Genomic DNA, 24,489 nt, shown 5'->3' with positions numbered 1-24,489 from the left:
CCATAAGCGATAAAAGGAGAAGGGAAGCCACACATGCGTTTACTCTATGGAAAACAGGATTTTCGAGACGGTGTGAGGGGACAGGAAAGCTGCTGGCTGCTGACAAACGGGCTGGGCGGCTTTTCGTCGCAGAATCTCATCGGCGGGGCCAGCCGCAACGATCACGCGGTTCTGATGGCCTGCACCGTTCCGCCAAACCAACGGTGGAATCTGATTCACCGGCTGGAAGAGGTGCTCACTGTGCAGGGATGCAATGTGCATCTGTCCAGCCAGCGGTTCGCGGACGCACCCGAGGAGGAGGGCTGGAAGCATCTCTCCTGTGTGGAGGTGGACGGCCTGCCCCGGTGGCGATATCAGACGCAGGGCGTGCAGGTGGAAAAGGTGCTTGCGCTGGATTGGGAGCAGAATACGCTGGTTGTGCGCTATGAAGTGGAAAATGAGTCCGGCTCAGCCTGCGCCCTGACGGTAACGCCCTGGCTGCAATTTGTGCCGAAGGGACGGGATCTCGATCCGGGGCAGCCGTTTGTATTCCGGGACCACGCGGTGGAGTCCGCGGGCCTGCGGATGCGGCTGTTTACCAACGGGCGCGTCGAACCTCTGGCGATCCGCTTTCAGACGCTGCAATACGATTATGACGTCTGTGACGGACGGCGCGCACAGGGGCTTACGGCGGCCAACCATCGGATCCGCTTTACGCTGTCCGACGGAGGAAGGCGCAAGCTGGAGATTGTCTATTCGCTGGAAGAAAATGTACCCTCCGCATCCTCGATTCTGCGCGGGGCGCAGAGGCGGCTGCGGCGGCTTGAAAAGCAAAGCGGCCTGTATCATCCCGCTGCCCGGCAGCTTGCGGTGAGCGCGGACGCATTCATTGTGCAGCGCCAGTCCACCGGGGCCAAGACGATCCTCGCGGGCTATCCCTTCTTTGAGGATTGGGGACGCGACACCATGATTGCCCTGCCCGGCTGCACGCTGACAACTGGCCGTTTCGAGGATGCCCGCAGTATTTTGGAAACCTTCCTGGAGCACGAGCGCGGCGGGCTGATGCCGAACCTGTTCCCCGAGGGAGGCCACGAACCGCTCTATAACACGGTGGATGCGGCGCTGCTTTTTGTCAACTGCGTCTGGCTGTATGTACAGAGGACGGAGGATTGGGAATTTGTGCGCCGGGCCTGGCCGGTGATGAAGCGTATTGTGGAGTCGTACCGGCATGGAACGGACTACGGGATCCATATGGACAGCGACGGCCTGATTGCCGCCGGACAGGATCTGGATCAGGTGACCTGGATGGATGTGCGCATTGGGGAAATTCTGCCGACCCCGCGCCATGGAAAACCGGTGGAGATCAATGCTTACTGGTACAACGCGCTGCGGATTCTGGAACATCTTGCCCCGCGCATGGAAGAAAGCGGGGAGGAATACGCCGCCCTTGCGGAGCAGGTGCGGGAAAGCTTTGCCCGGGAGTTCTGGATGGAGGAAAAGGGAGCGCTGCGAGACCTGGTCTCCGGGGGCCCGGAGGACGTCCAGATCCGCTGCAATCAAATCTGGGCGGTGTCCATGCCGTTTTCCATGCTGAGCGCGGAACAGGAGAAGCAGGTGGTGCATACGGTGCTGCGGGAGCTTTACACCCCTGTGGGGCTGCGCACGCTCTCTCCATGTGATCCGTCCTTTCATCCCACTTACGGCGGGGAGCAGGAGCAGCGCGATCTCGCGTATCACCAGGGGACGGTGTGGCCGTTCCCGCTGGGAGCGTTTTACTTGTCCTATTTAAAGGTAAATAATTATACATTGAGGGCTGTCAAACAGGTCCGGGAGTGGCTGGATGCCCTGATTCCCGCGCTTCGCGAGGGCTGCGCCGGACAGCTTCCCGAGATCTATGACGGAGAGAACCCCACCGCTTCGCGCGGCTGCTTTGCGCAGGCGTGGAGCGTCGGGGAGCTGCTGCGCGTCTATGAAGCACTCGAACGCCCGCAGGCGTGGGAAACCGGGGAGAAGGTGAGGAAAGACCGATGAATTTTGCAGCGGTTTTCCATCGGGCGCAAGCCCCTTACAGCTATGCCCGGAACAAGGATGAACTGGTGATTCGCCTGCAAACCGACCCCGAGGTGGAAAAAGTCTTTCTGCACTGGGGCGATCCGTTCGAGGCTGGGATCCTGGGCGGAGCTGAGCGGTGGCACGGCGAACGGGTGGAGCTTCCCCAGCCGCTGCGCCTGCGGCATGTTTGCTGGTGGACGGCGGTGATCCGCCCGCCATACAAGCGGTGCCGGTATCATTTTGAGCTCCATCAGAATGGCGAAACATGGTTTTTTGGTGAGGATGGCTTCTGTACGCCGGAAGAGCAGCAGAAAGACGGCGCTCCGGCTGCCTTTTACCAGCCATGGATGAACCCCTCAGACATTCCATCCCCGCCCCAGTGGGTGCGCGGCACGGTCTGGTATCAGATTTTTCCCGACCGCTTCCGCCGCGCTGGATTGGAGCCGGGAGAAACGCCGTGGCGCACCGGCCCGGTGACAAACGGGGAGCGCTTCGGCGGGAATCTGGCCGGGATCCGCGAAAAGCTCGGGTATCTGCGGGATCTCGGTGTAAACGGGCTGTATCTGACGCCTATTTTCGCGGCGGGATCCGTCCATAAATACGATACGGAAAACTATGAGCGGGTGGATCCGGCCTTCGGCACCAACGAGGAGTTTGCCGCGTTGGTCCAGGAGGCACACGACGCCGGGATCCGGGTGATGGTGGACGCGGTGTTCAATCATTGCGGGGCCTTGTTCGCTCCTTGGCGGGACGTGGTGGAGAAGGGGCCTTCGTCCCCTTATTGGGATTGGTTCCTGGTCAACCGCTGGCCGCTTCCGGAAGAAAGACGGGATACCCGCGACGGCCGGTATTATTCTTTCGCTTTTTCCGATCAGATGCCGAAGCTGAACACCAATCATCCGGAGGTAATCGAGTATTTCTGCGGCCTGTGCGAGCGGTGGGTCAGGGAGTACGGCGTGGACGGTATCCGCTTTGACGTCGGGAACGAGGTGTCCCACCATTTTCTGCGGGAGATGCGCCGGCGTGTGCTGGCGGTCCGCTCAGACGTGTATCTTTTGGGCGAGATCTGGCACGACGCGTCCCCTTGGCTGGAGGGCGATGAGTATGACGCGGTGATGAACTATCCGTTCCGTCAGGCGGTGGCCGGTTTCTTTTCCCATCCACAGCGCACAGCGCGGGAACTCGGTTGGAGCCTGTATGAATGTCTGGGGCGCTACCGCAGCCAGACAACGGAGGTTCTGTTTAACCTGCTGGATTCCCATGACACCGATCGGCTCTTCACGCGCGCGGGAAGCGAGGACAGCTTTTTCCAGCAGCTCACCCTGCTTCTGACCCTTCCCGGCAGCCCCAGCCTGTTTTACGGCACGGAGATTGGCTTGCCCGGCGGCCATGACCCGGACTGCCGCCGCTGTATGCCGTGGGACGAACTGGAAACGCCGGAACATAAGGAGCGTATCCGTCAGGTGAAATGTCTGATTGATTTGCGCCGCACCCTGCCGGACCTGAAGGGCGGGGAACTGGATTTCATCCAAACAGAGCCGGACAGCCGGTTTGTGTGGTATCGCCGCGGGGAGGTGGAGGTTCTGCTGAACGCGGGAGACACGGACTGGAAGATCGCGCAGGGCCGGGAAGCGCTTTTTTCCCGCGGCCTGCATGATGGTTTCCTTGCGCCGGGCGGCGTCTGCGTCCGGCGCTGAAATGCTGTATCAAGGAGGAATACACGGATGAAAATGATTGACGCAGTCTTTTTTGATTTGTATGGGACGCTGATCCGCATTCATACCGATGAGGAAAATCTGGACCGTGTATGGAAACCGCTTTCCTACCTGTATGGGTATTACGGTGCGTCCTATACCCCGCAGACCCTGCGGGAAGCGTACCGCAGGCAGATCGAAAAGCAGGAGGCTGTGGCAAGAGAGGCCTCCGGGAAGCAGTGTGTTGAGGTTCAGTTTGAACTTGTTTTCCAGGCGTTGTTCACGGAAAAAGGGGTAGGAAAAGTTTCCAATGAGACATTGCGCCAGGTCGGAATGATGCTGCGCGCCTGTTCCACCGACGAATCCGAGCTGTACCCCGGCGCCCTTGAGCTGCTGGATGCGCTGCGCGGTGCGGGAAAACGGGTGTTCCTCCTCTCGAACGCACAGCGTCTGTTCACAGAGCCGGAAATGAGGCGGCTGGGGCTGTGGAACCGCTTTGATAAAATCTTTATCTCTTCCGATCAGGGAATCAAAAAGCCGGATCCGGATTATTTCCGGCTGGCAATTCAGGCGGCAGGCGTTGGGCCGGAGCGCTGCCTGATGGTGGGCAACAGCCCCAGCGACGATATTGCCCCTGCACGGAGCCTGGGAATTCATACCTGCTTTTTGAATACGGATGATCTGGCGGTGCGTCCGGAGTGGGATCTGTATTGTTCTGGGGCCGACTATGCGGCGCTTCTGCGGGAGCTCCTTCTGTAGCTTCCCCATGAAGAAACCGGCGCACATATCAGCAGAAGGAGGAGCAGCTGCATGCTTGACAAAACGAAAAAGGATTGGTGGAAATCCGCCGTTGTCTATCAGATTTATCCCCGGAGTTTCCAGGATACAACGGGCAGCGGCGTGGGCGATCTGAACGGGATTATCCGCCGTTTGGATTATCTGGCGGAGCTGGGGATCGATCTCATCTGGCTTTCGCCGGTGTTTGCTTCCCCGCAGGTGGATAACGGATATGATATTTCGGATTATCGGGACATCGATCCGTTGTTTGGTACCCTGGAGGATATGCGCACACTGATTCGGGAAGGGAAAAAGCGCGGCATTGGGATCATGATGGACCTGGTGCTCAACCACAGCTCAGACCAGCACCCGTGGTTTTTGAAGGCCAAGGCCGATAAGGAATCGCCGTACCATGATTACTATGTCTGGCGCGACGGCACGCCGGACCGGTATCCGAACGGGATGCAGTCCGTGTTCGGCGGCCCGGCCTGGGAGTGGGTTCCGGAGCTGGGACAGTATTATTTCCACCAGTTCGCCCCGCAGCAGCCGGATCTCAACTGGGAAAATCCCGCTCTGCGCCGGGAGATTTATGACATGATCCTCTGGTGGATGGAGCAGGGCGTGGAGGGCTTCCGGTTGGATGTCATTGATCAGATCGCCAAGGAGCCGGATCGGGAGATCACCGGAAACGGCCCCCGCCTGCATGAATTCCTGCGGGAGCTCAGCCGGGAGACCTTCCAGAAGGGCTGCCTGGTCACAGTGGGCGAGGCGTGGGGTGCCAATCTGGAGCGCGCGAAGCTGTACAGCGCTCCGGACGGCAGCGAGCTTTCCATGGTGTTCCAGTTTGAGCAGATGATGCTGGATCAGAAGCCGGGCGGAGAGAAATGGGATTTGTGTCCGCTGCCTTTTGTAAAATTCAAGGAGAGCTTTGCCCGCTGGCAGGAAGGGCTGCACGGCTGCGGATGGAACAGCCTGTTCCTCAACAACCACGACCTTCCCCGTGTGGTTTCCCGCTGGGGCAACGACGGGGAATATCGTGTGCAGTCAGCCAAGCTTCTGGGAACCATGCTGCACGGCATGCAGGGGACGCCCTACATTTATCAGGGCGAGGAGCTGGGCATGACGAACGTGCGTCTGCCGATCGATCAGTACCGCGATGTGGAAATTTTGAATTTTTACAAGCGGTGTCAGGAGGAAGGCCGTCCGGAGGAGGAGACCATGCGTTCCATCTATGCGAAGGGCCGCGACAACGCGCGCACGCCCATGCAGTGGACCGCCGGGGAAAACGCCGGATTCACCGAGGGGACGCCGTGGATTCCAGTGAACCCGAACCATACAACGATCAACGCCGAGGCGGCTCTGGCCGATCCGGATTCCGTGTTCCATTATTATCAGAAGCTTTTGAAACTGCGCAAGGAGCTGCCTGTTTTCGCGCATGGAGACTTCACACTGTTGGAGCCGGATCATCCGAAGCTTTTTGTTTACCGCCGTGCCTATGAGGGAAAACAACTTCTGGTGGTATGCAATTTCAGCGATGAGGAAACCGTTTGGGAGCCGAAGGCGGAGTGGAAAAACGCCCGCACCCTGATTGCCAATTATCCGTCCCACGCGGGAGCTCTGCGCCCATGGGAAGCCATGATGCTGTATTTGGAATAAAAGAGAAAGGCCTGCGATTCCAAAGGGAGTTGCAGGCCTTTTTGCGCCCGTTTACAGGAAATTTGCGCCGCCCTCTTGCGCCTTTGAAGCGCCGCTGGTATAATAGATTCAACCATTTTCTATAGTTTTATACTGGAATTCTATAAAATTTAAGAGAATCTGCAAAACGGGAGGAACCAGTATGACGGTACGTGAGGTTGTACGCATTCTGAACGCCAAGGTTCTGGTCGAAGGAGATATGGAGACGGAGATCAAGACGGCCTGCGGCAGCGATATGATGAGCGACGTGCTGGCGTTTGTCAAGGATCAGGCGCTGCTTCTGACGGGTCTGTGCAACCCGCAGGTGATCCGCACGGCGGAGATGATGGACATGCGCTGTGTGGTGTTTGTCCGCGGGAAAGAGATCGACGAAGCCATTCTGGATCTGGCCCGTTCGCGCGATATCATCGTGCTGAAAACCGATTACCGGATGTTTACCGCCTGCGGCCTGCTGTTTGCCGGAGGACTGCGCGGGGAGTGTGAGGAGAAATGAATACGCTGACCCTGCGGTATGAGGTGCCGGGAGACGATTTCACCCGTGCGGGAGAAGCTTCCAGCGATGTCAAACGCAAGCTCAAGCAGCTTGGCTATAACCCCGATGCAATCCGCAAGGTGGCGATCGCCATGTATGAAGGGGAAATCAACATGGTCATTCACGCGGGCGGCGGTGAGGCCGTGGTGGATGTGGATCCAAAGCAGGTGCAGATTGTCCTGCGGGATCACGGACCCGGGATCCCGGACGTGGAAAAGGCCATGCAGGAGGGGTGGAGCACCGCCCCCGACAATGTGCGCAATCTCGGCTTCGGCGCAGGCATGGGATTGCCGAATATGAAGAAATACACGGACGAACTCCGCATCGACACCAAAGTGGGAGAGGGGACAACTCTTTTCATGAAGGTATACGCCTGAGCGCTGCGGAGCCGCAGAGAGGGGGATCCTCAGATTGGATCGCTTTTTTCATTCGGTGACGCTCGACAGCGAGAAATGTATGGGCTGCACCAACTGCATCAAGCGCTGCCCGACGGAAGCCATCCGTGTGCGGGACGGCAAGGCATGCATTATCTCGGAACGCTGCATCGACTGCGGCGAGTGCATCCGTGTCTGTCCGCACCATGCCAAACGGGCGCAGTATGATTCGCTGTCCGTCCTGAATGGTTTCGAGTATAAAATTGCTCTGCCTGCCCCCACGCTCTACGGGCAGTTCAACCATCTCGATGATATTGACATCGTCCTGACCGGCCTCAAACGGCTGGGCTTTGACGATGTGTTTGAGGTGGCCCGGGCGGCGGAGCTTGTGTCGGAAGCGACGCGCCGGATGATGCGTGAGGGAACGCTGCGGCTTCCGGTGATCAGCTCGGCCTGTCCGGCGGTTGTGCGGCTGATCCGTGTGCGGTTTCCCGATCTGTGCAGCCATGTGCTGCCCCTGGGATCCCCGATGGAGTTCGCGGCGCGCCTGGCCAAGGATGAGGCCCAGAAGCGCACCGGCTTACCCAGGGAAAAAATCGGCGCATTCTTTCTCACCCCCTGCCCGGCGAAGGTGACGGACGTGCGCGTTCCGGTGAACTTTGAGCGCTCCGAGGTGGATGGCGCCATTGCGATCAGCGAGATTTTCCCGAAGCTGACAGAAAAAATGGAGCATCTGGATCAAACCGAGGCACTGCAGGGAGCCGGAGTGATTGGCGTGAGCTGGGCTTCCAGCGGGGGCGAGAGCGCCGCTCTGCTGAACGATAAATATCTCGCGGCCGACGGCATTGAAAACGTGATCCGTGTGCTGGAGGAGCTGGAGGACGAGCGGATCCGCGAGCTGGAATTCATCGAGCTGAACGCCTGCGCGGGCGGCTGTGTCGGCGGCGTGCTGACCGTGGAAAACGCCTATGTGGCAAAGGCGCGGCTGCAAAGACTCCGGCGGTATCTTCCCGTTTCCCGGAACCATCTGGAGCAGGAGGTGCGCGACGCGCTGCACTGGCAGACGGATTTGGAATTTGCGCCCGTGCTCAAGCTGTCGGATGATATGGAACAGGCTTTGCAGATGATGTCCGATATCGACCGGATCTGCGGCAGCTTCCCCGGACTGGACTGCGGCTCCTGCGGCGCGCCCTCATGCCGCTCGCTGGCGGAGGACGTGGTGAAGGGAGAAGCCAAGGAGAGCGACTGCATCTTTGTGCTGCGTGAGGAAATCCGAAGCATGGCGGACGTCCTGGGAGCGATCGGCGGTCATGCCGCGGGTGAAAAAGGAAGGGAGGGCCTGAAATGACGGTGCGTGAACTGGCAGAGCAGCTGGGCGCGGAGGTTCTGGTGGAGGGCGATCTGTCGCGTGAAGTGAAAACGGGCTATGCGGGTGATTTGCTCAGCTGGGTGATGGCGCGCCTGCCGGAGAGCGCGGTCTGGATGACGGTGATGGGAAACCTGAACGCTGTCGCGGTCTGTTCGCTCAAGGATGGGGCCTGCATCCTTCTGACAGAGGATGCGCCGCTGGATGAAAACGCAAAGCAGCGGGCCGAAGTGGAGGAGATCCCCGTGCTTCGCGTAACGGAGGGCAGCTATCGCACGTCGCTGCGTGTGGCGGCGCTGCTGGGAGAAATGCCGTGAAGGTGTTCTACGATCTGCATCTGCATTCCTGCCTGTCCCCGTGCGGCGGCGATGACATGACACCAAATAATCTGGTGAATATGGCGGTATTGCTGGGGTATCAGCTGATTGCCGTCACCGACCACAATGCCTGCGGAAATGCCAAAGCCGTCATGGAGGCGGGGCGCGCCGCGGGCCTTGTTGTTGTGCCGGGCATGGAGCTGTGCACCGCGGAGGAAGCCCATGTGGTGTGCCTGTTTCCCACGCTGAAGGCGGCAGAAGCGTTTGAAGCTTTTGTCAAAGAAAACAGCCCGCCGCTGCAAAACCGCCCGGAAATTTTTGGCCGCCAGTTTCTTTTGGACAGCCGCGACGAGCCGGTGGGGGAGGAGGAGCGCATGCTTCTCGCCGCCTCCTTTGTCACAGCGGAGGAAGCCGCCAAAAAAGCGCGGGAGCTGGGAGGAACGGCGTTTCCGGCGCATGTGGACCGTGATTCTTATAGTTTGATCGCGAGTTTAGGAGCGATTCCTCCGGAACCGGATTTCCACACGGCGGAGATCAGTCCGCAGGGAGATCCGCGCGCGCTTTTGCGCACCAATCCGGAGCTTATGGGAAAGCTGCTTCTGATGGATTCGGATGCCCATTACCTGGAAAATATGCCGGATCCTGCGGCGTGGCTGGAGCTTCCGGAGAACACGCCGCAGGCTCTGATTGCTGTCCTGAACGGGGAATTGCCTGCCCGCTGGTATCATCCTGGATGGGGAGAAGGCGGCCGCTGCGCCTCTGAATGATACGCCGGCAGAGAAAAAGAACAAAGCTGCAAATGGGAAAAAGATAAAATAAACGATTTCTTTTTTATTTGGTAAGAAAAAATATGGAGAATACCATATATTGATATATTTTTAACGAGTGAATTTTTTGCTTTTTTGTCTTTTCCGGCAAGAAAAAAGCTTTGCTTCTGTAAAATGAGCGATTTTTTTCGTCGAATTGCGAAAAGAGAAAGATTTTGTACTAAGTAATACAAAATCGAAAATTTTCATATTGTTAAATAATTAACGATTTGAGCGATTTATTTTAGCGAAAACTACAGAAAGTTCTGGATTTTACAGAAACGTTATGTTATACTGTACCATGTAAAATGAGTCGGAATGTGGCTATTTACCCCAAAATGGCGCCGCGATTCCGTTTTACGAAATTCGCAACACCAAGCATTGCAACAGTCTAGGGAGGAAAGAGAATGCAGAAACGTATCAGCAACCTGCCCTTCAGCGGTACGCCGGAGCAGGAAGAAAAACTGAATGCGATTATTGCCCGTCACAAGGATGAGCGTGGGGCGATCATGCCTTGCCTGCAGGAAGCCCAGGAGGTTTACGGCTATCTTCCGGTGGAGGTGCAGACGATGATCGCACGCGGCCTGGGGGTGTCGCTGGAGGAAGTGTTCGGTGTGTCGACCTTCTATTCGCAGTTTTCCCTCACGCCGAAGGGCAAGTACAATATTTCCGTCTGCCTGGGAACAGCGTGTTACGTCAAGGGCGCGGCAAACGTGCTCGACGCGATCAGCAAGAATCTTGGCATCCAGCCGGAGGAATGCACGGCGGACGGCATGTTTTCGCTCACGGCCTGCCGCTGCATCGGGGCTTGCGGCCTGGCGCCCGTCATGACAATCAACGACGAGGTGTATGGCCGTCTGGTGCCGGAGGATATCGACGGCATCCTGGAAAAGTACAAGAGCGGCGATGCGTGAGCTGGCGCTCAATGTGATGGATGTCGCTCAGAACTCCATCACCGCGGGCGCGTCCCTTGTGCGCTTGACCGTGCAGGAGGATTCCGCCGCCGATCGGCTTTCCATTACACTGGAGGATAACGGCTGCGGCATGACGCAGGAGCAGGTGAAAAGTGTGATCGACCCGTTTTATACCACCCGCACCACGCGCAAGGTGGGGCTGGGGGTTCCCCTCTTCAAGATGGAGGCGGAAATGACGGGAGGCAGCTTTTCGATTCGTTCTCAAAAAGGGGAGGGGACGGTTTTGACGGCGCAGTTTGTACCGTCGCATGTCGATATGATCCCGCTGGGGGACATTTCCGGCACGGTGCGGCTGCTGATCACCTGCAACCCGCAGCTTGATTTTGTATACCGGCGGATCCGGGACGGCAGGGAGTTTGTCCTGGACACCAGAGAGCTCCGGCAGGTACTGGGGGAGGTTCCCCTGAGCGCCCCGGAGGTTTCCGAGTGGATCGCCGGTTTTCTGGAGGAACAGACAGCAGAACTATTAAGGGAGGAAACATCATAATGAAGTCTTTAGCTGAGCTTCAGGCCATCCGCGACAAGGCACGCGCGCAGGTGGGACTGCGCGCAGAGAGCGGAGCATCCGTCCGCGTACAGGTCGGCATGGCCACCTGCGGGATCGCCGCCGGCGCCCGCCCGGTGCTCAACGCCTTTGTGGAAGAGGTCGCCAAACGCGGCCTTCAGGATATTATGGTCACGCAGACGGGCTGCATCGGCATCTGCCAGTATGAGCCCGTGGTGGAAGTGATCGAGGGTGACAAGAAAACCACCTATGTCAAGATGACTGCCGAAAAAGCCGTGCGTGTGGTGAACGATCACCTTGTCAACGGCAATGTGGTGACAGAGTACACCATCGGCGCGAATACACAGTAAAGGAGGCGGCTGTATTGTATCGTTCTAATGTACTGGTTTGCGGCGGTACCGGCTGTACCTCCTCGAACAGCGAGCTGGTCATCGAGCGGCTCAAGGAAGAGATTCTGGTGCACGGCCTGGAAAAGGAAGTCAATGTTATCCGCACCGGCTGCTTCGGCCTGTGCGCGCTCGGTCCCATCATGGTCGTGTACCCGGAGGGCGCGTTTTACAGCATGGTAAAGCCTGACGACGTCCCTGAGATCGTGGAGGAGCATCTGCTCAAGGGCCGTATTGTCAAACGCCTGCTTTATCAGGAGACGGTGGTCGACGATAATTCCGTCAAGTCCCTGAATGAGACGACCTTCTACGGCAAGCAGAGAAGAATCGCCCTGCGCAACTGCGGTGTGATCAATCCGGAGAACATCGATGAGTACATCGCCGTCGACGGTTATCAGGCACTCGGCAAGGTGCTCACCGAAATGACACCGCAGCAGGTGATCGACGTGATCAAAGCCTCCGGCCTGCGCGGCCGCGGCGGCGCGGGCTTCCCGACCGGCGTGAAGTGGGGCTTTGCCGCCGCGAATGAAGCGGATCAGAAGTATGTCTGCTGCAACGCCGATGAGGGCGACCCCGGCGCGTTCATGGATCGCTCCATTCTGGAGGGCGACCCGCATGTGGTGCTTGAGTCCATGGCCATCGCGGGCTACGCTATCGGCGCGTCCCAGGGCTATATTTATGTCCGCGCGGAATATCCGATCGCCGTCAAGCGCCTTCAGATCGCCATCGACCAGGCGCACGAGTACGGTTTGCTCGGCAATGATATTTTTGGTACCGGCTTTAACTTTGACATTTCCCTGCGTCTTGGCGCGGGTGCGTTTGTATGCGGTGAGGAAACGGCGCTGATGACCTCCATCGAGGGCAAGCGCGGCGAGCCGCGTCCCCGTCCGCCGTTCCCGGCTGTCAAGGGCCTGTTTGAGAAGCCCACCATTTTGAACAACGTGGAAACCTGGGCCAACATCACGCAGATCATTTTGAACGGCGCCGACTGGTTCAAGTCGATCGGCACCGAGCGTTCCTCCGGCACGAAGGTCTTCGCGCTCGGCGGCAAGATCAAGCATACCGGCCTGGTGGAGGTCCCGATGGGAACCACCCTGCGCGAGATCGTTGAGGAGATCGGCGGTGGCGTGCCGAATGGCCATACCTTCAAAGCGGCGCAGACGGGCGGCCCCTCCGGCGGCTGTATTCCGGCCTCGGAGATGGACGTCAAGATCGATTACGACAACCTGCTTGCCATCGGCGCCATGATGGGCTCCGGCGGCATGATTATCATGGATGATACCACCTGTATGGTGGATATCGCGAAATTCTTCCTCGAGTTCACCGTCGACGAATCCTGCGGCAAGTGTACGCCCTGCCGTGTGGGTACCCGCCGCCTGCTTGAGATTCTGAACAAGATCACCAGCGGCAACGGTACGCTGGAGGATATCGACCGTCTTGAGAAGCTCTGCTATTATCTCAAGGAGAACTCCCTGTGCGCGCTGGGCCAGACGGCCCCGAACCCTGTGCTCTCCACGCTGAAATATTTCCGCGACGAGTACATCGCGCATGTGACGGAGAAGCGCTGCCCGGCCGGCGTCTGCAAGGCCCTGACGAACTATCACATCGATCCCGACAAGTGCCGCGGCTGCACGCTGTGCGCCAGAAGCTGCCCGGTGGGCGCTATCACCGGCACGGTCAAGCAGCCTCATGTGATCGACACGAAGAAGTGCATCAAGTGCGGTGCTTGCATGGAGAAATGTAAGTTCGGCGCGATTGAGAAGAGATAAGAAAGGAGCTGCCAGAGTTCATGAATATGGTAAATGTCAAAATCAACGGCATGCCCCTCTCGGTGCCGGCTGACTATACAATCCTGCAGGCCGCCAAGAGCGCCGGGATCGACATCCCCACGCTGTGCTACCTCAAGGATCTCAATGAGATCGGCGCATGCCGTATGTGCGTGGTCGAGGTCAAGGGGGCCCGTTCCCTTGTAGCCGCCTGTGTCTATCCGGTCAATGAGGGCATGGAGGTTTACACCAATACCCCGAAGGTCATCGAATCCCGCAAAATGACGCTGGAAATGCTGCTTTCCGTGCATAACAAAGCTTGCCTGACCTGCAAGCGCAGCAACAACTGTGAACTGCAAACGCTCTGCCAGGAGCTTGGCGTGGAGGATTCCACCAGCTATGAGGGCGCGATGCCGGATTCCACCTATGACGACAGCACTTATCATCTGGTGCGTGACAATTCCAAGTGTATTCTCTGCCGCCGCTGTGTCGCCGCCTGCGCAAACCAGCATGTGGCCGTCATCGGCCCGAACAGCCGCGGCTTTGATACCCATATCGGCTGCATGTTTGAGCAGCCGCTCGCGAATGTTCCCTGTGTGTCCTGCGGCCAGTGCATCGTCGCCTGCCCGACGGGCGCTCTCACAGAGAAGGATCAGTGCGCCGACGTGCTCGCCGCCCTGAACGATCCCGAAAAGTATGTTGTGGTCCAGACGGCCCCGTCCATCCGCGCCACGCTGGGTGAGTGCTTCGGCATGCCGGTCGGCACGAATGTGGAGGGCAAGATGGTTGCCGCCCTGCGCCGCATCGGATTCCAAAAGGTGTTTGATACGGATTTCGGCGCGGATCTCACTATCATGGAGGAAGCGCACGAGTTTATCGAGCGTGTGAAGAACGGCGGTACGCTGCCGATGATCACCTCCTGCTCGCCCGGTTGGGTCAAGTTCTGTGAGCATTACTTCCCGGAGCTTCTGCCGAATGTTTCGTCCTGCAAATCGCCGCAGCAGATGACAGGCGCGATGATCAAGACATGGTTCGCGCAGAAGGAAGGCATTGATCCGAGCAAGATTGTTGTCGTCAGCATCATGCCCTGTACGGCGAAAAAGTTTGAGATTCATCGTGACGATATGGAGGGCGCGGGCGAGGGAATCGCCGATACCGATATCGTTCTGACGACCCGTGAACTGGCCCGTCTGATTAAGCTCTGCCGTATTGACTTCAATACCCTGCCGGACGAAGCGTTTGACCCGGCGATGGGTGAATCCACCGGTGCGGCCGTCATCTTCGGCTCGACCGGCGGCGTAATGGAAGCTGCATTGAGAACGGCTGCCGATACGCTCGAGGGCCGCAGTGTGGAAAGCATTGAATATCAGGAAGTGCGCGGCGGCGCGGGCATCAAGGAAGCGGTCTACAAGATCGCCGGCATGGATGTGAAGGTTGCCGTTGTGAGCGGTCTGAATAATGCGAACGAAGTTCTCACGAAGGTGAAGAACGGCGAAGGCGGCTATCATTTCATTGAGATTATGTGCTGCCCCGGCGGCTGCGTCAATGGCGGCGGCCAGCCGATCCAGCCTTCGTCCGTGCGCAACTTTACCGATCTGCGCGCGGCGCGTGCGCAGGCGCTCTATACACAGGACGCCAATATGCCTCTGCGCAAGAGCCATGAAAATCCGCTGATCCAAAAGGCCTACGAGGAATTCCTTGGTGAGCCCGGCGGACACAAAGCACATGAGCTGCTGCATACCACCTATGTTCCCCGCAGCCGTTACTGATTGATTACGCCGGGAGGTCTTGCGGATTTTCCCACGCAAACCTCCGATCTTTTGAATGTTCCCCTCCGGTCCGGCATCGCTCTGAGAGCGTGCCGGACCATATTTTTTGTAGAATTCACACCCTGTTCAGGATCTTTTGGTATACTGTGCAAAACATCATTTCCGCGCAGGTGCGCTGGACGGAAAGGGGGAGTGTTGTGAGAAACCATATGAGAAGTGTTCTTTTTTTTACCGGACTGGTGCTGTGTGCGCTGTTCCTGCTGCCGGCTGTCTTTGCCGGTGTGTGGAGCCTTGGAACATGGGTGGGACTTGCAGCGGGAGCCGTTCTGGCGGTTGGGGCACATGTTTGGCCCCGGTTAGCGGCCTGGACAGCAAAGAAACAGAAAAAGTGGATACCAAAAGTAATATTATCTGTTTTTATCCTGTCTGTAGTGTATACTTTTTCCCTTTTTGCCTGCATGACGGTGGGGGCGCTGCGCGCGCCGCCGGAGGATCCGTCGGGAACGGTGGTGGTGCTGGGAAGCAAGGTCAACGGCACCGTGCCGAGCGCGGATTTGCAGGCTCGGATAGACCGTGCGGCTGAGTATCTTCTGGAGCATCCGTCTCTGTCTGTGGTGGCTTCCGGCGGGCAGGGAACGGGCGAGGACATTTCCGAAGCCGCCGCGATCCGCGATGGTTTGATTGCAAAAGGGGTAGAGCCCTCCCGGATTTATCTGGAAGCGGAATCCTCGGATACAGAGGAGAATATCGCGTTCAGCAAAGCAGTGATGGAGGAAAATGATTTGCCTGAGCCGATGCTGATTGTCACGGACGAATACCATGAATTCCGCGCCTGGCTTCTGGCGCAGCGTGAGGGGATTGCGTCGTATGCAGTACCGGGACGCACACCGTTTTATCTTCTCCCCGCGTGTGTGGCACGTGAAACGCTGGCGATCACGGAACAGCTTTTGCTGGGGTGGGTATAAATCAAGAGTGTTTTCCCCGCCGTCCCGCATGGCAAGCCTTGTCACAGCGGCTTCCCTATTGTATAATAAAACAAGGCGGCGGCGCAAAGGACAGGTTCTCCGGCGCGCGTCGAATTGTCACGGAAGGGTTGTGAAAGAGTGAGCAGAATTTTGCTGAAGAATATGAAAGTGACCGATCCCGCCTCGCGCCGGGACGGAGCTGTGGCGGATATCCTGGTGGAGGATGGGGCGATTCGCGCCGTCGGCCAGAGGATTGACGCGAAGGATGCGGAGATCATTGATGGCGAAGGACGCCTGCATGCCGCCCCCGGCCTGGTGGATATGCATGTGCACCTGCGCGATCCGGGTTTTCCGGATAAAGAGGACATTCTCTCCGGATGCCGTGCGGCGGCGGCGGGAGGTGTGACCAGCCTGCTCTGTATGCCGAACACAAAGCCTGCCGTGGATACGCCGGAAACTGTCCGGTATATTCTGGACAAGGCGGCGAATGCCGACGCGCACGTATATGTGGCGGCGGCCATCACAAAGGGACTGGGAGACGCGGCGGAGCTGTGCGATTTCCAGGCTCTGCGCGAGGCGGGCGCCTGCGCGTTCAGCAATGACGGCCGTCCCGTGGTGGATTCCCGCAAGATGGCGCAGGCGATGCGGGCCGCGGCGGAGCTGGGTGTTCCTGTGGTGTCGCACTGTGAGGATTTGTATCTCTCGGCTGGCGGTCTGATGAACGAGGGCGCGGTGAGCCGGGCGCTGGGTGTGCCGGGCGTTCCGGCGGCGGCTGAGGACTGCGGTACGGCGCGTGAAATCGCTCTGGCCGCTGCTTACGGTGTGCCCGTGCACATCTGTCATGTCAGCACAAAGACGAGTGTGGCACTGATCCGCGATGCCCGCCGGCGCGGCGTGCAGGTGACAGGTGAGACGGCTCCGCATTATTTTGCCCTGACGGACGAGGAGCTGCGGGATCGTGACGCGGACAAGCGCATGAGTCCGCCGCTGCGCACAGAGGAGGATCGCCTGACGGTGATTGAGGCGCTGCGCGACGGGACGCTGCAAGCCATTGCGACGGACCATGCGCCGCACACGCCGCAGGAGAAGGCGGATTTTGCGAAAGCGCCGAACGGCAGTATCGGGATGGAAACCTCGCTGGCGGCGGGAATTACCTTCCTGGTCAAGCCCGGTTTGCTGACGATGACGGAGCTGATCCGTTTGATGAGCACATCCCCCGCGCGCCTGCTTGGCCTGCACGCGGGAACGCTTGCGGAGGGCGCGCCCGCCGATGTGGTGGTGTTTGACCCGGATGAAGTCTGGACGGTCGACCCGGATTCTCTGCACGGAAAGAGCCGCAACGCGGTGTTCAAGGGCAGGGAGCTGACAGGCCGCGTGAAAGCTACCATCTGCGGCGGCCGCTTTGTTTGGCGTGAGGGTGTGTAAAGCACCGGAAAATGGAATTTCCCCGACGGGGATCCAAGATAGAACCATATGGCAAGAAAACAGGATGGAGGGTATCACAGATGTCTCTGAACAAGATGATCGAAAAGATTGCCGCGCTGCAAAACCCGACGGTGGCAGGGCTGGATCCCAAGCTGGATTATATCCCGGCCTATCTCAAGGAGGAAGCCTATGCGGCGCACGGCCAGACGCTAGAGGGCGCGGCGGCCGCGATTCTCGCATACAACAAAGGTCTGATTGACGCGCTGTGCGGGATTGTCCCGGCGGTCAAGCCCCAGGCGGCCTACTATGAAATGTATGGCTGGCAGGGTGTGCGCACGCTGCACGAAACCATCCGCTATGCGCAGGAAAAGGGCATGTATGTCATTCTGGACGGCAAGCGCAACGACATCGGCGCGACCATGGAGGCTTACGCGACCGCTCATCTTGGCCTGACGGCTGTGGAGGATAAGCTGGTGGAAGCGTTCGGAGCCGACAGCCTGACGGTCAATGGGTACCTGGGCACCGATGGTATTGATCCGCTTTTGAAGGTTTGCGCCGCGCAGGACAAGGGAATTTTCGTTCTCGTCAAGACGTCAAACCCCTCCTCCGGAGAGCTTCAGGATCAAAAGCTGGAAAGCGGCGAAACGGTCTATCGCGCTATGGGAGCCTTCTGTGAAAAATGGGGAACCTCTCTTCCCGGAAAGTACGGTTATTCCGGCGTGGGAGCCGTTGTCGGCGCGACATATCCGGCCCAGCTCGGTGAGCTGCGCGCGGCCATGCCCTCCACCTTCTTCCTTGTGCCGGGCTATGGCGCGCAGGGCGGCGGCGCGAAGGACGTGGCACCCGGCTTTGATAAAAACGGCCTGGGCGCGATCGTGAATGCTTCGCGTTCCATCCTCTGCGCCTGGAAAAAGACGGACGCCGCGCCCGAGGATTACGCGAAGGCTGCTGCCGCGGAGGCTGTGCGGATGCGTGACGATATCATGAGCGAGGTGGGCGAAATCCGCCTGCCGGAGTGAGGTGCCGCATGAAGCAATACGATGTACGGCAATGCCGTGTGGTTCGCTTTGAGCAGCTGACCGCCGATGTGTTCAGCGCGTGGGTGGAGGCCGGGGAGCTGGCCCGCGCCGCCGTGCCGGGTCAGTTTGCGCAGATTTTTGTTCCGGGCAAGACGCTGCGCCGCCCGATTTCGATCTGTGCGATCGAGGAGGATCGGCTGCGCTTTGTATTCCAGATTCGCGGGGAGGGTACGGCCATTCTCGCGCAGACGAAGGAAGGCGACAGCTGGGATATCCTCGCTCCGCTCGGCCATGGCTTTGCTCTCGGGGATACCACCCGCAAGGTCTGCTTTGTCGGCGGCGGCATTGGCGTTCCCCCGCTTGTCGCGGCGGCAAAGCCTTTCGGGCAAAACGCCACGGTGGTGACAGGCTTCCGGAACAAGGACGCGGTGATTCTCCAGGAGGATTTCGAAAAGAACGGCAACCAGGTCATTCTTGCAACGGACGACGGTTCCGCGGGCCATCACGGCCTGGTGACGGAGTGTCTGCCGGAGGATTGCGAAGCGATCTTTGCCTGCGGCCCCACCCCGATGCTGCGCGCGCTGACGGCGGAGGCCGAAAAGCGCGGCATTGAGTGCCAGATTTCTCTGGAACAGCGCATGGCCTGCGGGATAGGCGCGTGCCTTGGCTGCGCCTGTAAGCTGAAAACAGAGGACGGCGGCTGGCGGCACGGCCATGTGTGCAAGGATGGCCCCGTGTTTGACGCGCGTCTGGTCGCGTTTGACTGAGAGGAGGAGCGAAAATGGCGGATTTAAAAGTCAACATTGCCGGCGTGGAGCTGGCCAATCCCCTGATCGCGGCCTCCGGCACGTTCGGTTTCGGGCGCGAGTACGCGGAATTTTACCCGCTGTCCACGCTGGGCGGCATTTCCTGCAAGGGGATTACCTTGCAGGAGCGTCCCGGCAACCCGCCCCCGCGTATCGCGGAGACCCCTTCGGGCATGCTCAACGCCGTCGGCCTGCAAAACCCCGGCGTGGATCATTTCATCCGGGAGGATCTTCCGTGGCTGCGGCAGCAGGGCACGGCGGTGATCGCGAACATCGCGGGCAATACGCCGGAGGATTACTGTGCCATGGCGGAGAAGCTTTCCGACTCCGACGTGGATATGATTGAGATGAATATTTCCTGCCCGAACGTCAAGCAGGGCGGCGTGCAGTTCGGCACCTCCTGCGAGGGCGTGGGAGCCATCACGGCGGCGGTCCGCAAGCATTGCACAAAGCCGCTGATGGTCAAGCTTTCCCCGAACGTGTCGGATATCGGGGAGATTGCGGCGGCGGCGGAAGCGGCCGGAGCCGACGCGATTTCCCTCATCAATACGCTGACAGGAATGCGCATTGACATCCGCACGCGCCGCCCCATCATCCGCAACAACACCGGCGGCCTGAGCGGCCCGGCCGTGTTTCCCGTCGCGGTGCGCATGGTCTGGCAGGCGTCCCAGCGGGTGAAGATTCCGGTTGTGGGTCTGGGCGGCATCGCCACCTGGCAGGACGCGGTGGAAATGCTGCTTGCGGGTGCTTCGGCGCTGCAAATCGGCACGGTTCTGTTTACGGATCCGTATGCTCCCGTCAAGATTTTGGAGGGGTTGAACCGGTATCTGGACGAGGAGAAGCTTGCTTCCGTCACAGAGCTGACCGGCGGGATCCGCCCGTGGTAAGCGCGGGAAAAGGAGGCTTTTGATCTTGTTGGAGGATCAGTTTTATCTTCCCGTCCGCCTGCTTGGCGGGCGGGATGCTGTCTGTCGGAACGCCCAGCGGTTTGCGCCGCTGGGAAAGCGCTGTCTGCTTGTGACGGGGCGTTCCTCCGCGGTGAAGAGCGGGGCGCAGGCGGATGTCACTGCCGCCCTGGATGCCGTGGGGATTGCGTGGCGCGTGTTTGACGGGATCGGGGAAAACCCGCTTTTGAGCGACTGCGAGCAAGCCGCGCGGATGTGCGCGGAGTTTGGCGCGGAATTTGTGGTGGGGATCGGCGGCGGCTCGCCAATGGACGCGGCCAAAGCTGTGGCTGTGCTGGCCGCGAATCCCGGCATGGAGGGGGAGGCCCTTTACACCAGCACGCCCCGAAACCGCGCGCTGCCGATTGTTCTGGTCGGCACGACGAGCGGGACGGGCAGCGAGGTGAGCGCCGTTTCCGTGCTGACGGATCGCACGGGCCGCAAGCGCTCCTGCAAGGGAGACGATCTCTACGCCGTTTTTGCCTTCGGCGATCCGAAATATACCTTCACCATGAGCCGCGCGGAGACGATTTCCACGGGGCTTGACGCGTTCTGCCATGCGATGGAAGGCTACCTTTCCCCACATTGCGGCGCGATGTCCGCAGCTCTCGCGGAGAGCTGCCTGCCCGTCCTGTGGGAACGCCTCCTTGCTCTGTATGAGGGGGAGGAGCTGACGGAAGAGAGCCATGAAGCACTCTATACCGCGTCGCTGCAAGCTGGTTTTGTGCTCAATGCCCTTGGAACAGCTTACCCGCATCCGCTCGGTTATGTGCTGACGGAACGGTTTCACATTCCCCATGGAAGAGCTTGTGCGGTGTTTGCCCCGTCTTTGCTGGATCTCTCGTTGGAGCGCAAAGCGGAGCATGCGGAGAAGCTGCTTCGTCTCCTCGGTATTTCCAGAGAGAAATTTGAGGAAGTCTTTCTCGCGTTGGCGGATTGCTCCGGCGTCTCGATGACGGAGGAGGAGATTCTGGGCCTGCGGGAACGGCTGACGGGCGTGAAAAATTACGCGAACGTTTTCGGCGGTTTTGATGAAACGCAGGCTCTGGCCGTGTTCCGCCGTTTGTTTGGACGTAAGACAAGGGTGATTTTGATCCGACACAGTGAATCTGTGGGAAATGATCAGCTGATTTTCCAGGGCCGGATTGACTGCGGAGTCAGCGAAAACGGCAAAAAGCAGTTGGATCTGCTGAGTCTGCGCCTGCGCAACACGAAGCTGGACGCTATGGTGAGCAGCCCGCTTCTCCGGGCGCGCCAGACGGCGGAAGCGGTCAACCGTTTTCATCATCTCCCGGTGGAGACGTATGAGGATTTGATCGAGATCGATGGCGGCGATTACAACGGAACGCGGTGGGACGAGCTGCCGGTGCGTTTCCCGGAACAGAATGAGCGCTGGTATCGCGATCCCGCAAATTTTGAGGCTCCGCACGGGGAGACAATGCGGCAGGTGTACGAGCGGATCTGGCGCGGCATCCTGTCAGTGGTGCACGACCATCGCGGGCAGACGGTTTGCGTTGTCTCGCACGGCTGCGCCATCCGCAACCTGATCTGCCGTTTGCTGCACGGTTCAATCGACCATCTGAATGAAACGCCCTGGTCGGACAATACGGGGATCAGCGTGCTGGAATTTACCGACGACGACCAGGCTCGCATTGTGCTGCTGAACGATGCGTCGCACCTGACGCCGGAAACCTCAACGCTGGCCAAACAGGATTGGTGGAGAAAATGAAGATATTGGCAGTGGATTTGGGGAAGGCCCGCACAGGTCTTGCTGTGTGCGACGAGGGAGAGATCCTCGCGAGCCCGGTCGAGGTGATCACTCAGTACAACCGGGAAAAGCTGGCGCAGGCTGTGGCGGACAAAGCGAAAGCGCTTGCCGTAGGCGAGATCGTGGTCGGTCTGCCGCGCAACATGGACGGCAGCGAAGGCGAGAGCGCTCAGGGCGCACGGGAGTTTGCCGCCGCGCTGGAAGCGCTGACCGGCCTGCCCGTTGCTCTGCGCGATGAGCGCCTGACGACTGTGACGGCGCACAGCTATCTGAATGATACGAATACACGCGGCAAAAAGAGAAAAGCAGTAGTCGACGCGGTGGCCGCTGTTGTGATTCTGGAGGAATACCTGGCCTACCGCCGCCGGACACGCGGCGGGGAGGGGGAGTAAAACCTCGTGAGCAAAAGGGAGGAAATAAACATGGTATCTGTTTTGTTGGGGAAAACGGGCATCCGGGTGGAGAAAAACGGCTTCGGTGCGCTGCCGATCCAGCGGATCACACAGGAGGAAGCGGTGCGCTTGCTGCACCAGGCGTTTGACGGCGGAATCCGGTATTTTGATACGGCCCGCAGCTATACGGACAGTGAGGAAAAGCTGGGTGCAGCCTTCGGCGGAGGGAAGCGCGCGGAGCTTTTCCTGGCGACTAAAACACCGTCTCAGACGGCGGAAGGCTTCTGGAAGGATCTGGAGACAAGTCTCCGCCTGCTGCGCACAGATTATATTGATGTGTACCAGTTCCACAATCCGCCCCTCTGTCCAAAGCCCGGTGATGGAAGCGGACTGTATGAGGCCATGCTGGAAGCGAAAAAGCAGGGGAAAATCCGCCATATCGCAATAACAAACCATCGTCTGGCTGTGGCGCGTGAAGCAGTGGAATCGGGCCTTTACGATCTGCTGCAATTCCCGTTCAGCTATCTGGCGGATCCGAAAGAGGAGGAGCTGGTGCGTCTCTGCGCGGAAAAGAATGTCGGCTTTGTGGCAATGAAGGCGCTCTCGGGCGGCCTTATCACCAATTCTGCCGCCGCCTATGCGTATCTCGCGCAGTATGAGAACGTGCTGCCGATCTGGGGTGTCCAGCGGGAGAGCGAGCTGCGGGAATTCCTGTCCTATGTCTCGAATCCGCCTGTTATGACGCCGGAGCTTTCCGCCGTCATTGCACACGACCGCCAGGAGCTGGCGGGCAATTTCTGCCGTGGCTGCGGTTATTGCCTGCCGTGTCCCGCTGGGATCGATATCCCGACGGCGGCGCGTATGTCCCTGCTGCTGCGCCGTTCTCCGACGCAGGGCTGGCTGAGCGAGGACAATCAGGAGAAAATGCAGCGCGTGGAAAACTGCATCCATTGCAACCACTGCGCGAATCATTGTCCATACGGTCTTGACACACCGCGTCTGCTCGCGGATAATTACGCGGATTATAAAACATTTCTCAAATAAGTAAAAAAGCAGCGATGCTTTCCGCCGCCGCAGGGCGGGAGAAGCATCGCTGCTTTTTTATGGCAGTTTCTTTCCGGCGGCCAGATACAGCTCGTACCACTCTTCCCGGGTGAGCGTCACAGAGCAGGAAGCGCAGATGCCGGCAAGGCGCTCGGGATTGGTAGTTCCCACAATGGTCTGGATTTTCGCCGGGTGACGGGAAATCCATGCCACGGCAATCGCGGAGTTGCTCACGCCGTATTTCGCTGCAAGGCGATCGATGATCTCATTGAGCTTTGCGTATTTCTCGGTGTTCCCCAGGAATACGCCCTCGAACATGCCGTACTGGAACGGCGACCATGCCTGGATGGTGATGTCATGCAGGCGGCAGTATTCCAGTACGCCGCTGTCGCGCACCACGCCTTCATGATTGTCCATGTTGACATTGAGTCCCGCGTCGATCATACCACAGTGGGCAATACTGAACTGAAGCTGGTTGACCTGGATGGCGTTGTCACAATATTTGTTCAGGAGCGCCATTTGCCCGGGGTTCTGGTTGCTGACGCCGAAATAGCGGACCTTGCCGGATTCCTTCAGAACCCGGAAGGCTTCCGCGACTTCCTCCGGTTCCATAAGAGCATCCGGGCGGTGAAGAAGCAGAAAGTCCACATAGTCTGTATGCAGGCGGCTCAAACTGCCGTCCACGCTTTTGAGAATGTGTTCTTTTGAAAAATCAAAGCAGCCGGGGCGGATGGAGCATTTGGTCTGCAAAATCATTTTCTCGCGCAGGGAACTGTTCATTCCGCATGCCTTGGCGAAAAAGCTCTCGCACTCTCCGCCGCCGTAGATGTCGGCATGGTCAAAGAAGTGGATGCCGTTTTCCATCGCGGTGCGAATAAGCTTTTCTCCCTGAGAAAGCTCCATGCCGGCAATGCGCATGCAGCCCAATCCGATTTGGGGGGCCTTCAGGCCGGTGCGGCCCAGTGTGATTTCGTTCATGGTTGTTTCCTCCTGTTGTTGTGTTTGCCAGCTTTGCGGTGCTTACGTTCGGTACCGCTGCCATCGCGAAGCATTGGTGATAGTGTAAGAGGGACGCCGAATGAAATGGTTTATAGATACATTCATTTTAGCCGTTGATTGCCCTGGCTGTCAAAC

23 protein-coding genes are annotated in these 24,489 nt (G+C 58.9%); 22 read left to right on the top strand and 1 reads right to left on the bottom strand.

The genetic code is table 11. From position 1 onward, the window contains the following. The first annotated feature begins 33 nt into the window (after positions 1-33). The 22 genes from B5F35_RS05150 to B5F35_RS05045 all read left to right on the top strand — a co-directional run bounded on the left by B5F35_RS05150 (position 34) and on the right by B5F35_RS05045 (position 23,355). Positions 34-2,010 carry an amylo-alpha-1,6-glucosidase gene (locus B5F35_RS05150; protein ID WP_087238730.1) on the top strand — a complete coding sequence of 659 codons (1,977 nt, stop codon included), beginning with the start codon at positions 34-36 and terminating at the stop codon, positions 2,008-2,010. Next, positions 2,007-3,728: a glycoside hydrolase family 13 protein gene (locus B5F35_RS05145; protein ID WP_087238728.1), complete on the top strand. Its 1,722-nt coding sequence runs from the start codon at positions 2,007-2,009 to the stop codon at positions 3,726-3,728. Before B5F35_RS05150 ends, B5F35_RS05145 begins: the two co-directional genes overlap by 4 nt. A gap of 27 nt (positions 3,729-3,755) precedes the next feature. Further along, complete coding sequence (locus tag B5F35_RS05140) at positions 3,756-4,484, top strand: HAD family hydrolase (protein ID WP_087238726.1); 729 nt, start codon at positions 3,756-3,758, stop codon at positions 4,482-4,484. Between the two features lie 51 nt (positions 4,485-4,535). Next, positions 4,536-6,158 carry a glycoside hydrolase family 13 protein gene (locus B5F35_RS05135; protein WP_087238725.1) on the top strand — a complete coding sequence of 541 codons (1,623 nt, stop codon included), beginning with the start codon at positions 4,536-4,538 and terminating at the stop codon, positions 6,156-6,158. Positions 6,159-6,339: 181 nt separating this feature from the next. Next, a complete protein-coding gene (locus tag B5F35_RS05130) occupies positions 6,340-6,690 on the top strand; it encodes a DRTGG domain-containing protein (RefSeq protein ID WP_087238723.1) in 351 nt (116 codons plus the stop codon). After that, positions 6,687-7,106 carry an ATP-binding protein gene (locus B5F35_RS05125; RefSeq protein WP_087238721.1) on the top strand — a complete coding sequence of 140 codons (420 nt, stop codon included), beginning with the start codon at positions 6,687-6,689 and terminating at the stop codon, positions 7,104-7,106. The genes B5F35_RS05130 and B5F35_RS05125 overlap by 4 nt, the downstream gene beginning before the upstream one ends. 34 nt (positions 7,107-7,140) lie before the next feature. Further along, a complete protein-coding gene (locus B5F35_RS05120) occupies positions 7,141-8,451 on the top strand; it encodes a [Fe-Fe] hydrogenase large subunit C-terminal domain-containing protein (RefSeq protein ID WP_206424014.1) in 1,311 nt (436 codons plus the stop codon). Beyond that, a complete protein-coding gene (locus tag B5F35_RS05115) occupies positions 8,448-8,786 on the top strand; it encodes a DRTGG domain-containing protein (protein ID WP_087238719.1) in 339 nt (112 codons plus the stop codon). The genes B5F35_RS05120 and B5F35_RS05115 overlap by 4 nt, the downstream gene beginning before the upstream one ends. Continuing rightward, the gene (locus tag B5F35_RS05110; protein WP_087238717.1) at positions 8,783-9,553 is read left to right on the top strand and encodes a PHP domain-containing protein; all 771 of its coding nucleotides are present in this window, start codon (positions 8,783-8,785) and stop codon (positions 9,551-9,553) included. Before B5F35_RS05115 ends, B5F35_RS05110 begins: the two co-directional genes overlap by 4 nt. Positions 9,554-9,999: 446 nt before the next feature. Further along, on the top strand, positions 10,000-10,506 hold the full coding sequence (locus B5F35_RS05105; RefSeq protein WP_087238715.1) for an NADH-quinone oxidoreductase subunit NuoE family protein: 507 nt from the start codon (positions 10,000-10,002) through the stop codon (positions 10,504-10,506). Further along, positions 10,499-11,053 carry an ATP-binding protein gene (locus tag B5F35_RS05100; protein WP_087238713.1) on the top strand — a complete coding sequence of 185 codons (555 nt, stop codon included), beginning with the start codon at positions 10,499-10,501 and terminating at the stop codon, positions 11,051-11,053. Before B5F35_RS05105 ends, B5F35_RS05100 begins: the two co-directional genes overlap by 8 nt. After that, complete coding sequence (locus B5F35_RS05095; RefSeq protein ID WP_087238711.1) at positions 11,053-11,421, top strand: (2Fe-2S) ferredoxin domain-containing protein; 369 nt, start codon at positions 11,053-11,055, stop codon at positions 11,419-11,421. The genes B5F35_RS05100 and B5F35_RS05095 overlap by 1 nt, the downstream gene beginning before the upstream one ends. Positions 11,422-11,435: 14 nt before the next feature. After that, the gene (gene nuoF / locus B5F35_RS05090) at positions 11,436-13,226 is read left to right on the top strand and encodes an NADH-quinone oxidoreductase subunit NuoF (protein WP_087238709.1); all 1,791 of its coding nucleotides are present in this window, start codon (positions 11,436-11,438) and stop codon (positions 13,224-13,226) included. 20 nt (positions 13,227-13,246) lie between these two features. Beyond that, entirely contained in the window at positions 13,247-14,992 is a 1,746-nt protein-coding gene (locus tag B5F35_RS05085; RefSeq protein ID WP_087238707.1) for an NADH-dependent [FeFe] hydrogenase, group A6, read from the top strand. A 209-nt stretch (positions 14,993-15,201) separates the two neighbouring features. Further along, positions 15,202-15,957 carry a YdcF family protein gene (locus tag B5F35_RS05080; protein ID WP_087238705.1) on the top strand — a complete coding sequence of 252 codons (756 nt, stop codon included), beginning with the start codon at positions 15,202-15,204 and terminating at the stop codon, positions 15,955-15,957. 138 nt (positions 15,958-16,095) lie between these two features. Further along, positions 16,096-17,382, top strand: a complete 1,287-nt coding sequence (locus B5F35_RS05075; protein ID WP_242969406.1) for a dihydroorotase — start codon at positions 16,096-16,098, stop codon at positions 17,380-17,382. 80 nt (positions 17,383-17,462) lie between these two features. Continuing rightward, positions 17,463-18,401, top strand: a complete 939-nt coding sequence (pyrF, locus tag B5F35_RS05070) for an orotidine-5'-phosphate decarboxylase (RefSeq protein WP_087238704.1) — start codon at positions 17,463-17,465, stop codon at positions 18,399-18,401. An 8-nt stretch (positions 18,402-18,409) separates the two neighbouring features. Next, positions 18,410-19,168: a dihydroorotate dehydrogenase electron transfer subunit gene (locus tag B5F35_RS05065; protein ID WP_087238702.1), complete on the top strand. Its 759-nt coding sequence runs from the start codon at positions 18,410-18,412 to the stop codon at positions 19,166-19,168. 14 nt (positions 19,169-19,182) lie between these two features. Further along, positions 19,183-20,094: a dihydroorotate dehydrogenase gene (locus B5F35_RS05060; RefSeq protein WP_087238701.1), complete on the top strand. Its 912-nt coding sequence runs from the start codon at positions 19,183-19,185 to the stop codon at positions 20,092-20,094. 25 nt (positions 20,095-20,119) lie between these two features. Continuing rightward, positions 20,120-21,880 (top strand): iron-containing alcohol dehydrogenase, encoded by a 1,761-nt coding sequence (locus B5F35_RS05055; protein ID WP_162611335.1) that lies wholly within the window; start codon positions 20,120-20,122, stop codon positions 21,878-21,880. Beyond that, positions 21,877-22,311, top strand: coding sequence for a Holliday junction resolvase RuvX (ruvX, locus tag B5F35_RS05050; protein ID WP_087238697.1), 435 nt, complete (start codon positions 21,877-21,879; stop codon positions 22,309-22,311). The genes B5F35_RS05055 and ruvX overlap by 4 nt, the downstream gene beginning before the upstream one ends. Positions 22,312-22,341: 30 nt before the next feature. Then, complete coding sequence (locus tag B5F35_RS05045) at positions 22,342-23,355, top strand: aldo/keto reductase (RefSeq protein ID WP_087238695.1); 1,014 nt, start codon at positions 22,342-22,344, stop codon at positions 23,353-23,355. 57 nt (positions 23,356-23,412) lie between these two features. On the opposite strand, the gene B5F35_RS05040 is transcribed toward B5F35_RS05045, so the two are convergent. Then, a complete protein-coding gene (locus B5F35_RS05040; RefSeq protein ID WP_087238693.1) occupies positions 23,413-24,333 on the bottom strand; it encodes an aldo/keto reductase in 921 nt (306 codons plus the stop codon). Positions 24,334-24,489: the final 156 nt, after the last annotated feature.

Origin of the sequence: Anaeromassilibacillus sp. An200 (genome assembly GCF_002160025.1) — a bacterium.
Lineage (GTDB): Bacteria > Bacillota > Clostridia > Oscillospirales > Acutalibacteraceae > Caccousia > Caccousia stercoris.
The sequence above is the reverse complement of the archived record's forward strand: the minus strand, read 5'-3'. Positions and strand labels throughout refer to the sequence as shown.